The organism is Pseudomonas sp. B21-028 (genome assembly GCF_024749045.1).
Lineage (GTDB): Bacteria > Pseudomonadota > Gammaproteobacteria > Pseudomonadales > Pseudomonadaceae > Aquipseudomonas.
On the sequence record NZ_CP087184.1, the window covers coordinates 4166655 to 4181834 of the forward strand.

The following is a 15180-nucleotide window of genomic DNA, read 5'->3' on the forward strand; positions in this document are numbered from 1 at the left end:
GGCGGCGCGAAAACTGTAGGAGCAAAGCTTGCTCGCGATTGCCGTAAGTCTGCCAGCAACCATTTTGGCTGGTCTGCCGCTATCGCGAGCAAGCTTTGCTCCCACAGGTTCGTGGCTTGACTGGTATCAGGGCAAGCCTTGCTCCCATCGGTTTCATCCTGTCAGGCCGATTCGACATTTCACAGACTGGGGCTAATCTGAAGTAGCACAGTGCCACGCCCTGAGTAGGCCTTTGCCTACAGCATTCGGAAATCGGACGACTGGTCTTCAAGTCAAATCCGAGGTCGCAGATAACCAGTTATTCGCCAATAACCAGTTAGCAACACTGTTCAAGGACCGAACCATGACGTCGTACCCACACGGTCACTCCCTTTCCGCAACCCCGCCTCGCGTTCTCTGGAGCCCCGTGCTCGTGGCCGTTGCCGGCGCTGTCGGCGTGCTGGCGCTCAACGAGACGAATGCACAGAACATCGGTTTCAGCGCAGCGCTGCTGGTCGTTGGCCTGGGTGCAGGCCTATGGGGCGCGCGGGCACGGCGTCGACAGTTCGACGACGCGCTAGCGACCATCGCCCGGCAAGACCTGCAAGCCGCCGAGCACGCCCCCCGCACAGCCAGCGCGCAACTCAACGAAGTCATCCTCGGTGCCATGCCGATCTGGGCCAAGCAGGTGGAAAGCTCCCGGCAGCAGACCGAGACCGCGATCGTCTCGCTGACCAGCCGCTTCACCGGCATTTCGTCGCGCCTGGAAGAAACCGTGCAAGCCTCTCAATTGGCCGCCGGTGAGCTGGCCGGGAAAAGCAGCGGTGGCGCCGTACAGGTGCTGGCCCAGAGCGAAAATGAACTGGTGCGGGTGATCGATTCCCTGAAAGCCACCCAAGCCAGCCGCGACGAAACCCTGGCCCAGGTGCGCAACCTCACCGCCTACACCGGCGAGCTGCGGACCATGGCCGCCGACGTCGCCGCGATTGCCGCGCAAACCAACCTGCTGGCCCTCAACGCCGCCATCGAAGCCGCCCGGGCCGGTGAAGCCGGGCGCGGTTTTGCGGTGGTGGCCGACGCCGTGCGCAGCCTGTCGAGCAAATCCAGCGAGACCGGCCAACAGATGTCAGCCAAGGTCGACATCATCAATACCGCCATCACCCAACTGGTCCAGGCCGCCTCCAGTGGCGCCGACCAGGACAGCCATTCGGTGTCCAGTTCCGAAGACAGTATCCAGCGCGTACTGGAACGTTTCAAAAGCGTAACCGGGCAGCTCGCCGAGTCGGCGGACCTGCTGCAACAGGAAAGCTTCGGCATCCGCGACGAACTCACCGAGGTGCTGGTCAGCCTGCAATTCCAGGATCGGGTCAGCCAGATCCTCAGCCACGTGCGCGACAACATCGAGGACCTGCACGTGCATATGCAGCAGGCCCACCAGTCGCCCGACCAGGCCGTGTCCATCGATGCCCGCCAATGGCTGGCCCGCATGGAAACCACCTATGCCACCGACGAGCAACGCCGCAACCACCACGGCGACTCGGGCGTGCAACAAGCTTCACAGGAAATAACCTTCTTCTAGGAGAGCCGTTCATGGCTAAAAGTGTATTGGTTGTCGACGACTCCGCGAGCGTTCGGCAGGTCGTCGGCATTGCGTTGAAAAGTGCCGGCTACGACGTGATCGAAGCCAGCGATGGCAAGGATGCGCTGGGCAAGCTCAACGGGCAGAAAGTGCACCTGATCATCAGTGACGTGAACATGCCGAACATGGACGGCATCACCTTCGTCAAGGAGGTCAAGAAGCTGGCCAGCTACAAGTTCACGCCGATCATCATGCTGACCACCGAATCCCAGGAATCGAAGAAACAGGAAGGCCAGGCGGCAGGTGCCAAGGCCTGGGTGGTCAAGCCGTTCCAACCGGCGCAGATGCTGGCGGCGGTATCCAAACTGATTCTGCCTTAGAGGGCCGGAGGCTGTAATGCCGCTGCTGTACGAAACACAAGGTGACACCGCGCAGGTGCGGATCGACGGCGAGCTGACGATCTACACCGCCGCCGACCTGGCCGCGCAATTGCTGCCATGCCTGGGCAATACGCCGCACCTGGAACTGGACCTGTCACAGGTGACCGAAATGGACGGGGCCGGCCTGCAACTGCTGCTGATAGCCCAGCGTGAAGCGCCGAAGGCCGGTAGCCGGCTGACCCTGACCGCGCGCAGCAAGACCGTCCGCGAAACACTCGAGCTGTGCAACCTGCTGGCATAGCCCCGCATCACCGCCCGACACGACAAAGGATATGAGCGTGAGCATCAATCTCGACCAGGCACAACAGACGTTCATCGTCGAGGCACGGGAGCAGTTGCAGGCGATGGAAGAATCCCTGCTGCAACTGGAAAACGACCCGGGCGACGATGACGCCATCGGTGCGATCTTCCGTGCGGCCCATACCATCAAGGGCTCGGCCGGGCTGTTCGGCCTGGAACCCATCGTCAGCTTCACCCACATCGTCGAAGACGTGCTCGATCGCCTGCGCAACGGCAGCGTCGAGGTGGATACAGGCCTGATCGCGGTGCTGCTCAAGTCCAGCGATCACATGCTGGAACTGATCAACGTGGTGGCCAACCAGGGCGGGACGCTGACGCCGCCGGCCCTGAAACGGGAGATGGAGCTGTGCCAGGTCCTGCAGGAGTACCAGGCGCCCCCGCCTGACGACGCCCCGGCACCGGCGGCTGAAACCACTACGCAGGCGCCGTCCGAAACGCGCCTCTGGCGTATTTGCCTGCGCTTCGGCCAGGACGTGTTCCGCAACGGCATGGACCCGCTGTCATTCCTGCGCTATCTGCAGACCCTCGGTGAAATCGTCCACCTCGACACACTGACCGAGGCGTTGCCCAGCGTCGAAGCTTTTGACGCCGAATCCTGCTACCTGGGGTTCGACATCGATTTCCGCTCGGCCGCCAGCCACGGGGCAATCAATGAAGTCTTCGATTTCGTCCGGGAAGATTGCCTGATCGAAATCGTGGCCGTTGATGACCGGGCGAACACCGGTCTGGTTGCCACCGTCCAGGAACCCAGCGACGAAAGCACCGCGCTGGTCACCGTCGGCGACCTGCTGCCGGACCAGCGCAAGACCCCACGAACGTCTGCCCAACTCCCGGCCGACAGGCCGCCGGCCAGCAGTGAAAACAAAGCCAAGGACGGCGCCTACGTGCGGGTCAATGCCGACAAGCTCGACGAGTTGATCAACCTGGTGGGTGAACTGGTCATCGCCAGTGCCGGCACCAGCCTGCTGGCCCGTAACTGTCAAGACGATTCGTTACAGGAAGCCACCTCGACGGTATCCGGGCTGGTGGAGGAAATCCTCGACGGCGCCTTGCGCCTGCGCATGATCCCCATCGGTGAAACCTTCAACCGGTTCCGCCGGGTGGTGCGCGATGTCAGCCAGGAACTGGGCAAAGACATCGACCTGATCATCAGCGGCGCGGAAACCGAACTGGACAAGACCGTGGTGGAGAAAATCGGCGACCCGCTCATGCACCTGCTGCGCAACGCCATGGACCACGGCATCGAGACCGCCGAAGCGCGGCTGGCGGCCGGCAAGCCGGCCAAGGGGCATCTGCACCTCAACGCCTACCATGACTCGGGCAGTATCGTGCTGGAAATCGCCGACGACGGCGCCGGCCTGAACCGTGACCGGATCCTGGAAAAAGCCCAGGAACGTGGCTTGGTCGCCCCAGGCGCCAGCCCGACCGACCAGGAGATCTACAACCTGATTTTCGAACCTGGCTTCTCCACCGCCCAGGCCGTCACCAGCCTGTCGGGACGGGGCGTGGGCATGGACGTGGTCAAGCGCAACATCACCCTGCTGCGCGGCACCGTGGACCTGGACAGCCAGTCGGGTCAGGGCACCGTGGTGCGCATCCGTTTGCCGCTGACCCTGGCGATCATCAATGGCTTCCTGGTGGGCATCGACCAGTCCACCTATGTCATTCCGCTGGACATGGTCCAGGAGTGTATCGAGCTGAGCGAAGACGACGGCACCGCCAGCCGCGAGCAGGGTTACCTGGACCTGCGCGGCGAGGTGCTGCCCCTAGTGTACCTGCGCGATCACTTCAATCACGAAGGCCCGGCTTCACGCCGGCAGAACGTCGTGGTGGTGCGCTATGCCGAACTCAAGGCCGGACTGGTGGTGGATGACTTGCTGGGTGAATTCCAGACCGTCATCAAGCCGCTGGGCAAGTTGTTCGGCGCCCTGCGCGGCATCAGCGGCTCGACCATCCTGGGCAGCGGCGCCGTGGCGCTGATTCTCGACGTGCCGGCGCTGCTCACCCAGATCGCCCAGATAGAAAACCGCTACACATCCACCCAATTCTCACAAGCCAACGCTCGCTGACGCTTTAGCAACTCCATGGAGAGGTATTTCCCAATGAAATGGTTCTACGATCTTAGAATCGCCACCAAACTGATCACGTCATTTCTTGTGGTGCTGGCCCTGACCGCTGTCATGGGAGTGTTCTCGATCATCCAGCTGGGCGAGGTGAACGGCATCACCACCGAAATCCGCGAAAACTGGATGCCATCGATGCGCGCGGCGTCCGGCATGCGTTTCTATGGCGCGAACTATCGCCTCAAGGAAAACCGCCATATCACCGCCGATTCCGAGCAGGAGCGCACCACGGTCGAACAGGAAGCGGAAGAAGCCAGGAAAGGGGTCGAGTCCCGTCTGGCGACCTATGAAAAACTGCTTTCCAGCGCCGAAGACCGCCAACTGTTCGAGACAACCCGCAATGATTGGGTCGCCTATCTCGCGGTCAGTAAAGAGCTGCTCGCCCTGTCCCGGCAGAATCGGTCCGATGAAGCCCATGCGCTGCTGCGGGGCGAGTCCAAGCGTCGATTCGACCTGGTAACCAGCGACCTGCAAAAGCTGGTCGAACTCAATGATGCCGGTGCCGACGCGGCCAGCGACCGCGGCACGGCGCTGTTTGAAAAATCGCGCCTGTCGATCATCGCCGTGCTGGCTGCCGCCCTGCTGATCGGCCTGGGCCTGGCGTTGTTCATCTCCCGGGTCATTTCCCGCCCCTTGAAGCAGGCCGCGCAGGTGGCCGAACAACTGGCCGAAGGCAATCTGAACGCGAAAATCGAGGGTGGCTCCAAGGACGAAACCGGTATGGTGCTCAACGCCATGCAGAACATGGTGGGCAAGCTGTCCCACATCATCGGTGAAGTGCGCAACGCGGCGGACAATCTGGCCAGCGCCTCCGAAGAGGTCAGCGCCACCGCCCAGTCCATGAGCCAGGCCACCAGCGAACAGGCGGCCAGCGTCGAGGAAACCAGCGCCTCCATCGAGCAGATGAGCGCCAGCATCAACCAGAACACCGAGAACGCCAAGGTCACCGACGGCATGGCCAGCAAGGCCGCCAAGGAAGCCACCGACGGTGGCGAATCGGTGCAACAGACCGTGGTGGCGATGAAGAAAATCGCCCAGCGCATCAGCATCATCGACGACATCGCCTACCAGACCAATCTGCTGGCGCTCAACGCCGCCATCGAAGCCGCCCGCGCCGGCGAGCATGGCAAAGGCTTCGCCGTCGTTGCCGCCGAAGTGCGCAAACTGGCCGAACGCAGCCAGGTCGCCGCCCAGGAAATCGGCGAACTGTCCTCCAGCAGCGTCGACATGGCCGAGAAAGCCGGCAATCTGCTCGACGAGATGGTGCCGTCGATCAACAAGACCTCGGACTTGGTCCAGGAAATCAGCGCCGCTTCCGAAGAGCAGGCCGCAGGCGTTGCGCAGATCAACACCGCCATGACACAGCTCAACCAGGTGACCCAGCAGAACGCCTCCAGCAGCGAAGAACTGGCCGCCACCGCCGAGGAAATGAGCAGCCAGGCAGAACAACTGCAACAGGCCATGAGTTTCTTCACCCTGGACACGCCGCCCAAATCGGCCAGCCTGCCGGTGAAGGTCGACCACACACCCGGGCCGTCCAGCCGCAAGCCGGCCCGGGCCTCGGTGACCACGTTGCCCAAGGCGTTTGCCTACAACATGGCCAGCGCGCCGGACGAATCCGAATTCACCCGGTTCTGACGGTCCGGTTCCACAGGCTCGCTTAAAGGAGAAAAGCCATGGGCGCCATCGCTACCACCCGTCAAACCGCCATCGCGGTCGAGGAAGAAGCGCAATACCTGACATTCATGCTGGGCACGGAGATGTTTGCCATCGGCATCCTCTGCATCAAGGAGATCATCGAATACGGCAATCTGACCGTGGTGCCGATGATGCCGGCCTTCGTCCGTGGGGTGATCAACCTGCGCGGTGCGGTGGTGCCGGTGGTGGATCTGTCGGCCCGTTTCGGCCGGCAGAACTCGTCGATTACGCGGCGCTCGTGTGTGGTGATCATCGAGGCCAACACCGAAGACGGCCACGCCCAGGACATCGGTCTGCTGGTGGACACGGTGTCGGCGGTACTGGAAATCCCGGCCTCGCAGATCGAACCGCCGCCGGGTTTCGGCGCGAAGATCCGTGCCGACTTCATCAGCGGCATGGCCAAGGTCGACGGCAAGTTCGTGATCGTGCTGGAGGTGGGCCGTGTGCTGTCCATCGACGAAATGTCCCAACTGGCCGAAGCCAGCCCCACCGCGCTGGAGTTTGAAAACCAGTGAACACCGCCATCTGCAAGGAACGCACCGTGAACTCACTGGCCCTCAGTGATCGAGAGTTCAGCCAGTTTCAATCCTGGCTGTACAAGGCTGCCGGCATCAACCTGTCCGACGCCAAGAAAGCCCTGGTGGCCGGACGTTTGTCCAAGCGCCTAAAGCACTATGAACTGGGCAGCTACGGCGAGTATTTCAAACTGATCATGAACGGCCAGCGCAGCGACGAACTGCAGGTGGCGCTGGACCTGCTCACCACCAACGAAACCTACTTCTTCCGAGAACCCAAGCATTTCGACTTCCTGCGTCAGCACGTGCTGCCCCAGGCCGTACCGGGGAAGACCTTTCGCCTCTGGAGCGCGGCCAGTTCATCGGGAGAAGAACCCTACAGCCTGGCGATGACCCTGGCCGAAGGGTTGGGCACCACGCCTTGGGAAGTCATCGGTTCGGACATCAGCACCCAGGTGCTGGCCAAGGCGCGCTCCGGGCATTACCCGATGGAGCGCGCCCGCACCCTGCCCCAGCCGCTGCTGGTGAAATACTGCCTCAAGGGTACAGGCAGCCAGCAAGGCACGTTCCTGATCGACCGGGCGTTGCGCAACCGCGTCAACTTCGTCCAGGTCAACCTCAACGAAACCTTGCCGGAGCTGGGGGAGTTCGATGTGATTTTCCTGCGCAACGTCATGATCTATTTCGACCAACCCACCAAGAGCAAAGTGGTTGCCCGATTGATCCCTCGGCTCAAGCCCGGCGGGTACTTCATCGTGAGCCATTCGGAAAGCCTCAACGGGGTGTCCGATGCGTTGAAAATGGTGATGCCATCGATTTATCGCAAACCATGAGCGCCGCCCTGCAACTCGCGACAAGGGACGTTGCCGAGGTCTACCTGGCACCGGGTGAATTCCGCTTCGCCACGTGCCCGACCCGCCTGCGCACTATCCTCGGCTCCTGCGTGGCGATCACCCTGTGGCATCCAGAGCACCGGATCGGCGGCATGTGCCACTTCATGCTGCCCAGCCGCGTACGCTGCTCCACGGCCCTCAACGGCATGTACGCCGACGAAGCCATCGAACTGTTCATCCGCGAGGCGCGGGCCCATCACACCGAACCCGAGGAATACCAGCTCAAGCTGTTCGGCGGCGGCGAGATGTTCCCCGAGTTGCAACGGCAAGTCCCCTTCGGCGACGTTGCGCGGCTGAACGTCAATGCGGCACTGGAAATGGCCGCCCTCTATCGCCTGGACCTGATTGCCCAGGACATGGGTAGCACCGGCTACCGGAGCATCATCTTCGACCTGTGCAGCGGCGACGTGTGGGTCAGGCACCAACCGATAAGGACCCGGCATTAACCATGTCAAAAAAGATCAATGTATTGCTGGTGGACGACTCTGCCGTGGTCCGCCAGGTACTGCTGGCGATTCTCAGTGACACCCCGGACATCCACGTCATGGGCGCGGCCTCCGATCCGATTTTCGCCATGGACAAGCTGGCCCGGGAGTGGCCGGACGTGATCGTGCTGGATGTGGAAATGCCACGCATGGACGGCATCACCTTCCTGAAGAAGATCATGAGCGAGCGCCCGACCCCGGTGGTGATCTGCTCGTCCCTGACCCCCAGGGGCGCGGAAACCACTTTGCAGGCAATGGCCGCCGGCGCGGTGGAGATCATCACCAAGCCCACCAGCGGCTTGAAGAGCTTTCTGTTGGAATCGGCGCCGGAACTGGTGGCGGCGATCAGGGGCGCCGCCCAGGTCAACGTCCGCAACCTGGGCAAGCGCCCCGCGCCCCTGGTACCGGCCACCAAGCTCAGCGCCGATGCCATGTTGCCCGCCGCGAACGGCCACGCCATGGCGCAGACCACCGAACGCATCGTCGCCCTGGGGACTTCCACCGGCGGCACCCAGGCCCTGGAAGCGGTGCTGACCGCCCTGCCACGGGTGTGCCCGGGCATCGTGATCGTCCAGCACATGCCGGAAAAATTCACCGCCTCGTTCGCCGCCCGGCTCAACAGCCTGTGCCAGATCGAAGTCCGCGAAGCCCGCAACAACGACCGCATCCACCCGGGCCTGGCCCTCATCGCCCCCGGCGGCAAGCACATGATGGTGACCCGCAGCGGCGCGTTCTACCACGTGCAGGTGGTGGACGGGCCGCTGGTCAATCGCCATCGCCCGTCGGTGGACGTGCTGTTCCGCTCGGTGGCCAAGTTCGCAGGCCGCAATGCCACCGGCATCATCATGACCGGCATGGGCGACGACGGCGCCCGCGGCCTGAAGGAAATGCTCGACGCCGGCAGCACCACCGTGGCCCAGGACGAAGCCAGCTGCGTGGTCTTCGGCATGCCCAAGGAAGCCATCAAGCTCAACGCCGCGCAACGGGTGATGGGGTTGCAGGAGATTGCCCAGGTGATTTTGCATCGGTAGCCATGAGTCCCTTGCCACAAATGAATCCCCTTCACCACAGTCGGTCTACACCGGCGGAATGGTCGCAAGCACGCCAATCAGCAAGGTCAACGCCAGGAAGCCACCCAGAAAAATCGCCATCTTCGTCATAAGCACTCCTGAAAGAAATACACAGCAAGCAGCCATCTCGCTCCCACAGGATTCTGGCTTGAAACTCAGATTGCATTACAGCTGCACCTGCCAGCAAAAAAACCGGATCAGATGCCCTCGCCACGACCCTCGATAGGGTCACCAAGGAATCCCGAGTCTGTCGAAGCCCTCTGCTTTTTGTGGGAGCGAGCCTGCTCGCGATGACGGCGGTGCATTCAGCACCAATGCCAGCAGACCCACCGCTATCGACACCATTACCCAAACCCAACTATCTTCACTTCTCCGCGCTCAAGGACCGACCGCATGCCCCACCTCCCAACCTTCCAAACCCAACGCCTGATCCTCACCCCACTGCAACTGGCCGACTCACCCGCCATCCAGGCGCTGTTCCCCCATTGGGAAGTGGTCCGCTACCTCGATAGCCGAGTGCCCTGGCCCTACCCCGCCGACGGCGCGCTGACCTACGTACGCGACCACGCCCTGCCCGCTATCGAGCGCGGCGAAGAATGGCACTGGGTGATCCGCTTGGCGTTCGACGCGACCCAAATCATCGGCAGCATTTCCCTCTTCGACCAACCAGACAACCACCGTGGCTTTTGGCTGTCACCGCCATGGCAGGGCCACGGCTACATGGGCGAGGCGTGTGAAGTGATCAACGAGTACTGGTTCGTGACGCTTGATCGCACGGTGATGGTGGTGCCCAAGGCTGTTGGCAACCAGGCCTCGCGGCGCATTTCCGAGCGGGAGGGAATGCGATTGCTCAGGACTGAACGGGGGCGATTTGTCAGCGGGGAATTGGACAAGGAAGTTTGGGCGTTGGACCGCGAGCAGTGGCTAGGGCGTACTGCGCAGATACGGTAATTGACTACTGCACCGGCTATGTCGAACCAAAGACAAAATCGGCAGGCTCGAATCGCTCGCTCGTGTCCATCCGGATATTCCGTAAGTGCGCTGTCTCCAGGTGCGCCTCATAGAGCCGCTCAGAAAAATAGCCCATCAGAATCGAGCGACGACGTGCTCCGCTCACATTCAGACTGGCCCCGTGGACCAGCTCGGCATCGAACACCAGAATGTCGCCGGCGCACCCCGAAAGCTGCACGGAGTGGGACTCGTCAGCGAAATCGAAGGGCGGCATTTGCGCTGGCGGGCGATGGCTGCCGGGCACGATACGTGTCGCGCCGTTCTCGGGACCGTAGTCGTCGAAAAAAGCCAGCGCGACAGCCGTATCGCCTGGCCGCTGGGCCGACAGGTCGCGGTGCAACTGCTGATGACCACCACCTGCCAGGGGCTCGCGTCCCTCCACCTGCGCGAGAAAGAACCGCTCGCCGATCAACTCACCCACTGCCGCCAGCAACGGTGGCAGCCGACACACCGTCTGTATCGCTGGATTGCAGTCCAGTAGCGAATGACGCCAGTCCCAGCCACGGGGGGTTGGCCATTGATCCGACGGGATTACGCCCGCATCGAATAGGCTACGCAGCCCTGCGAGCCATTCGGTTGGGATCGCTCGGTGCAGGAGGACGTAGCCATTCTGGTGGAGTTGATTACGGTTGGTCATGGCGCTGGCAATTTCCTTGTGTCCATGCGTCGAGTAACAGTAGAAATCAGCGGCTGCTTTTGCGATTTGCCCTCTACCCTAAGACCACACAGATACCCTGTGGCGAGGGGATTCATCCCCGCTGAGCTGCGAAGCGGCCCCCATCGAGGCTCTAAAACTGTCCTCAGTAATTGGAACCCATCCGCCCCCGAAACGCCATGCGCAAGCATCCCCAGGCTATGGCTCCAACAATCAACACCTCCGCGCCCCCCACCAGCAAATTGAAGGAAAAGGTCAGCGGTTGCTCGGCCCAGTAGAAGATCGTCGAGCCGGTTCGAAAACCGCTGGCGTGCAGCCGTCCGGTAAACAGAGACGGCACCAATGCGACGAGGTTAATCAGCTCCAGCACCGCCAGGAAAGTACCCAACAACATAAGCAAGGCACGTGCAGGCATCCCGAGATTCGCACTCGATTCGGGCGCAGCGGTGCCCCCCTTCCCTCTGCGCCGCCTGGCTTCCCTCACCGCCTTGCCGCTGGTGGGCGCTGGAGCCGGTCTGTAGGCGGCCTTCGCCGCCATCGCCGAAGCACCGACGACCTCGGTAGGCACCGCCACGTTCAGGTAATCGGCCAACTCACGCAACCACAAATCGGTGCGCTGACTGCCCGGCACTACCGGAACGTTATCGGTGGTCAGGCGATGCTCACTGCCATCACGCATCACCAGCCACAGCTGGGTTCGGGCTTGCTCAGCCTGCGGAAGACGACGAAGTTCAAGGCATTTGACGGCATCGATCCTGAATACCGATTGCACACACTCGCGACGTCCAAAAAAATTCCGGGTCAGACGCTTGCCTTCACCGTCGACGCGCGACAACACCAAGGTCTCGCGGATGCCGGTATAAACCATCAGCATCAGGCCAAGGGCCGGAATCAGCAGCAGCCCGAGAACGATGAGCAGTGAGGACAGCGGATCAAGGCCAGCCGATGGCGAAAGTCCATCAGCGACCGCGAACACGGCGAACGCCATCGGCAAGAGGAAGGCAAGCGCGCCTACCAGCAGCACGGCGGTACTTTGCACCCGATTATGCGAGTGGATGTGCAGGTCATCCTGGGCAGTGCGTTCGAAGCGGTGGCCGATCAACATGCAGAACTCCTTCCCACTATCCTACGAATCCTGAAAATGTTGGTTCGTTTCCGCGCAGAACTCTCACGATACCTACAACGCTCTCGGATATTTTAATCAGGGTAATGTGCGCGCCGAATTAACGTTACTCTGTCTCGGAATATCCATACCGTTTTACAAACCGACGCTCGTCAGTCGAGTAACCTTGCCGCTGGTAAAATGTGTGTGCATCTATTCGGTAGTCACCGCTAGTCACCTCAGCCCGGATGCAGATCCTTCCCCTTTGCCTCGGTTTTTGGGACGTTGGTTCATTAAGTTCTGACGGGCGCTGACCGGTTTTTGCCCGCCGGCAATGACCGTTTTGGCTCTGGATCTAACGGTCAATAGCCGTTGAAAGTTTCCATTAGTGAACAACAGCAATCGACCAGGAGCGGACCTTGAAGCGGGAAAAAATGATGCTCAAACCGCCTGTATGCCTCCGGATGCTTCTCAGTTACCCGAGTGCATATGCGTAACTTGTCATAGCGACTATCACTCGCTCGCGGCGATTGGCTCAAGGGAGACGGTCATCTCGCCGAAGATGGCTTGGTAGGCCTCCTGACACGAACTCTCTGCGGTCAGCACCGCGTCGTCAACAAGCTGCGCGCCCGCGTTGGTTAAGCATGCGTAACCAACGCGCGCATCGCGGGGATCGCTTTGACGAGATACCCAACCTATTTTCTCCAAGGGTAGAAGGGACTTGGTTACGGCTGACGCAGTTAAGCCCATGCACTCTGCCAAATCTGCACGACGAAGCCTGCCGCCGTGGGCTTGTTTAAGATGGTGCAGAATCATGAAGTCGCTAAAGCTCAACCCATGCACGGCGGAGAGTTTCGCGTCGATACGCCGAGTGGCGGCAGTGTATGCCCGGGATATGCGGATATAGCGTTCAAGTGTTGAGGGCGAAGTGCCTTCCGCACCCGGTGTGTAGTCAGACATTGCGACACTCCTTCAGTTCGGATGGGGATGGGTGTTCAAAGCGCGCGTCCATGACATCAAACATTTGGGCCGTTATTTCGAACGAATAGGTCGCACCTTTTTCTAGGTTTCGTTGCAGTACGCGCTCACGGCGTAGCGGCTTATCTGCATTTACGAAGTGGCTAAGCACCTCATATCCCGCGTTGTGGGCCTGCCGTCGGATTTGAGTGCGGTCTGCTTTCGTCATAAAGCCTTGATCCAGCACCACGTCCTTACCCGACGCTAGAACCTGAACGCACGTTTCCCATATTTGCGACTCGCAACGTCTAACACGGGGAAGCACCCATTCCAGGCTAGGGGGCTGAGGCAGATCTGGGCCGTATAGACGCTGCATCCATTCATCAATCGAGAAGCAGACTGCGTTTAGCTGGGCCGTTATCTGCCGAGCTAGTGTCGACTTACCGGCCCCGAGAGGGCCGAAAATAATGTGTACGGCGCTCATCTGTCACCTTGTTTCCAGGTACTTTACCGATACAGTATCTAGACGTCAGACTGGCGTTGTCAATTCACACCGAAAAGGGGACAAGCGAAAAGGGGACAGATTTATTATCAGGAAAATAAATCTGTCCCCTTTTCGGTGAAATTGCCAGCGTGTGATCATGAGAGACCGAAAACGATCTGTAATTCGATGGGCCGCTTTGCGCGGCCCAGTTAACGCTGACAGTTACTCTGTAGCCGCCTCTTCTTTCAGGTTCAGGCGGAAAGTGTCACGAGCGGTTTTTCCCACGTAGGTGGTAAGCGCATAATTCGCCGTTCCGCCAACGAGAACTCCGATTCCGAACGGAATCACTTTTGCTGCGGCTTTCTGAGTGAACGAGATACCGATTTTCGCGAACAACTCCTTGATGATCTGAAGTGTCGGCCCCTTCAAATATTGATGCACCATACGCACGCCGGCCTTGCTGGCGATTTTGGTTGCGCTGGAAGACCCCATCTGTTCCAGGGAACCGTACAGCGCGATGATGTACGACATGTGCTTGGCATCTTCGTTTGACATCTTGCCGTTGATGGCCACTGCCAGGCACATGGTCATGTCGATCTGCAGCTTCATGCACACGGAGATGTCCGCCAGCCCTCCCCCAACAGCGCTCACCACAGTACCGATACCGGGAATGACACCCGGAAGGGCAGTGGCTGCGCCAGATGTCGCGGCCAGCTTTGAGTAGCGGCTGATAATTTTGTCGACCACAGCGTCTTGAATCTTTTCGTCCGTGGCGGACGACGCCAAGCTACGTGCCTGGCGTTTATACTGGTCAACCAGCTCACGGGCATCCTGCGGGCTAATGGCGATGGCTTCCACCATCTTCATCAGTGAGGAGCTGTCTTCGCCTTTTCCTGTTGTCATGCCGGATTCCTTTCGAGAGATATTTATTGGCCGCTTTTCGAGTCTGAGCGCTGACATGAAGAATGGCACAATTGATATCAAAACAACATCACCCTCCTGGCTATATGTCGTGAAGAGGTTCGGCGGTACTCCGAGTGGAGGCCGAGCCTTTTGTGGACGGCTGTTATCGACCCACAGTTGCCGTTCCAAGTAGGCTATAACTCGCTACAGCCCCTTACCTGCTCAGAGCATCCAATATTCCTCGACCTGATAGAGCGGCTTGCCGACCATCAGCAACTTGATGACATCTATGTGCGCCACGTAATCAGCCTCAGAGAACTTAGTCCATCGCGGATTACGCTTTTGTGCGGCGATGAATGCTGAGCGCGCCTTACCCATCGCGGCGCGGTTCTTCGATAGAAAACTGCGCAACCCTTTAAATAGTTCAAAGTCCAGCGGCGGATGGAGCAAGGCAACGCTCGGGTGTTGGTGGTGGCCACCGCAGACGAGCACTGTTTTCAAGTAGATGTTGACTAGCTTCTGGGCACGGCCGAAGGAGAAATCGGTCAAGCCCACGCGTGCAGCCTCGGCTTCGATCTTCTTCATAAAGCTCATCTGCCATTTATCGACGTTCTGGCCAATTTGCTCTGGCCCGGTTACCTGGCCTAGGCCACTTGTCTCTATCAGCTCGAAAGCCAAGGAATTACCCCCGCCGGCCAGGCCGCGACCATACGCGGCGGCGGCGCACCATCTGGCATAAAGGTGTTTGTGTTTCTCTATTGGATACAGGGTTGCAGGTGTAGTCATGGATTTTTACTCGCGAATATTTGAGAGGCCTCTTATTTGGCGGCCTAAGTGCATATCCCTTGGAGCGTCAGCTCTTGGCCGATGGCTGCTGCTCAGGAATGACCGCATTCGGCCAAGAGCGGACGTTTAGAGTAGAGAAATAAATCTGTTCTCTTTTCCCAATGGACATCACCGCGGCGTATGCAGGGCTATCGCGTAGT

Annotated in this window: 16 protein-coding genes; 10 read left to right on the forward strand and 6 right to left on the reverse strand. The window is 60.2% G+C overall.

Annotated features, from left to right (window positions below; genetic code table 11):
• The first annotated feature begins 646 nt into the window (after positions 1 to 646).
• From LOY35_RS17530 to LOY35_RS17575, 10 genes are all read left to right on the forward strand, one after another.
• Positions 647 to 1558: a methyl-accepting chemotaxis protein gene (locus LOY35_RS17530; RefSeq protein ID WP_392396973.1), complete on the forward strand. Its 912-nt coding sequence runs from the start codon at positions 647 to 649 to the stop codon at positions 1556 to 1558.
• 11 nt (positions 1559 to 1569) lie between these two features.
• Positions 1570 to 1938, forward strand: coding sequence for a response regulator (locus tag LOY35_RS17535; RefSeq protein WP_003203044.1), 369 nt, complete (start codon positions 1570 to 1572; stop codon positions 1936 to 1938).
• 16 nt (positions 1939 to 1954) lie between these two features.
• A complete protein-coding gene (locus LOY35_RS17540; protein ID WP_258625176.1) occupies positions 1955 to 2239 on the forward strand; it encodes a lipid asymmetry maintenance protein MlaB in 285 nt (94 codons plus the stop codon).
• 37 nt (positions 2240 to 2276) lie between these two features.
• On the forward strand, positions 2277 to 4367 hold the full coding sequence (locus LOY35_RS17545; protein ID WP_258625179.1) for a chemotaxis protein CheA: 2091 nt from the start codon (positions 2277 to 2279) through the stop codon (positions 4365 to 4367).
• Positions 4368 to 4400: 33 nt separating this feature from the next.
• A complete protein-coding gene (locus LOY35_RS17550; protein ID WP_258625181.1) occupies positions 4401 to 6059 on the forward strand; it encodes a methyl-accepting chemotaxis protein in 1659 nt (552 codons plus the stop codon).
• A gap of 38 nt (positions 6060 to 6097) precedes the next feature.
• Complete coding sequence (locus LOY35_RS17555) at positions 6098 to 6634, forward strand: chemotaxis protein CheW (protein ID WP_258625183.1); 537 nt, start codon at positions 6098 to 6100, stop codon at positions 6632 to 6634.
• On the forward strand, positions 6631 to 7467 hold the full coding sequence (locus LOY35_RS17560; RefSeq protein WP_258625184.1) for a protein-glutamate O-methyltransferase CheR: 837 nt from the start codon (positions 6631 to 6633) through the stop codon (positions 7465 to 7467). Before LOY35_RS17555 ends, LOY35_RS17560 begins: the two co-directional genes overlap by 4 nt.
• Complete coding sequence (gene cheD / locus LOY35_RS17565) at positions 7464 to 7973, forward strand: chemoreceptor glutamine deamidase CheD (RefSeq protein ID WP_408981162.1); 510 nt, start codon at positions 7464 to 7466, stop codon at positions 7971 to 7973. The genes LOY35_RS17560 and cheD overlap by 4 nt, the downstream gene beginning before the upstream one ends.
• Before the next feature lie 2 nt (positions 7974 to 7975).
• Positions 7976 to 9043, forward strand: a complete 1068-nt coding sequence (locus tag LOY35_RS17570; protein WP_258625186.1) for a chemotaxis response regulator protein-glutamate methylesterase — start codon at positions 7976 to 7978, stop codon at positions 9041 to 9043.
• A 432-nt stretch (positions 9044 to 9475) separates the two neighbouring features.
• Positions 9476 to 10033, forward strand: a complete 558-nt coding sequence (locus tag LOY35_RS17575; RefSeq protein WP_258625187.1) for a GNAT family N-acetyltransferase — start codon at positions 9476 to 9478, stop codon at positions 10031 to 10033.
• Positions 10034 to 10049: 16 nt separating this feature from the next.
• On the opposite strand, the gene LOY35_RS17580 is transcribed toward LOY35_RS17575, so the two are convergent.
• The 6 genes from LOY35_RS17580 to LOY35_RS17605 all read right to left on the reverse strand — a co-directional run bounded on the left by LOY35_RS17580 (position 10050) and on the right by LOY35_RS17605 (position 14980).
• Positions 10050 to 10730 (reverse strand): phytanoyl-CoA dioxygenase family protein, encoded by a 681-nt coding sequence (locus LOY35_RS17580; RefSeq protein WP_258625188.1) that lies wholly within the window; start codon positions 10728 to 10730, stop codon positions 10050 to 10052.
• Between the two features lie 163 nt (positions 10731 to 10893).
• On the reverse strand, positions 10894 to 11853 hold the full coding sequence (locus tag LOY35_RS17585; protein WP_258625190.1) for a hypothetical protein: 960 nt from the start codon (positions 11851 to 11853) through the stop codon (positions 10894 to 10896).
• A gap of 510 nt (positions 11854 to 12363) precedes the next feature.
• Positions 12364 to 12810, reverse strand: a complete 447-nt coding sequence (locus tag LOY35_RS17590; RefSeq protein ID WP_258625192.1) for a MarR family winged helix-turn-helix transcriptional regulator — start codon at positions 12808 to 12810, stop codon at positions 12364 to 12366.
• A complete protein-coding gene (locus LOY35_RS17595) occupies positions 12803 to 13291 on the reverse strand; it encodes an ATP-binding protein (protein ID WP_258625195.1) in 489 nt (162 codons plus the stop codon). Before LOY35_RS17595 ends, LOY35_RS17590 begins: the two co-directional genes overlap by 8 nt.
• A 222-nt stretch (positions 13292 to 13513) precedes the next feature.
• Complete coding sequence (locus tag LOY35_RS17600; protein ID WP_258625197.1) at positions 13514 to 14194, reverse strand: EcsC family protein; 681 nt, start codon at positions 14192 to 14194, stop codon at positions 13514 to 13516.
• A gap of 222 nt (positions 14195 to 14416) precedes the next feature.
• Positions 14417 to 14980 carry a hypothetical protein gene (locus LOY35_RS17605; RefSeq protein ID WP_258625200.1) on the reverse strand — a complete coding sequence of 188 codons (564 nt, stop codon included), beginning with the start codon at positions 14978 to 14980 and terminating at the stop codon, positions 14417 to 14419.
• Positions 14981 to 15180: the final 200 nt, after the last annotated feature.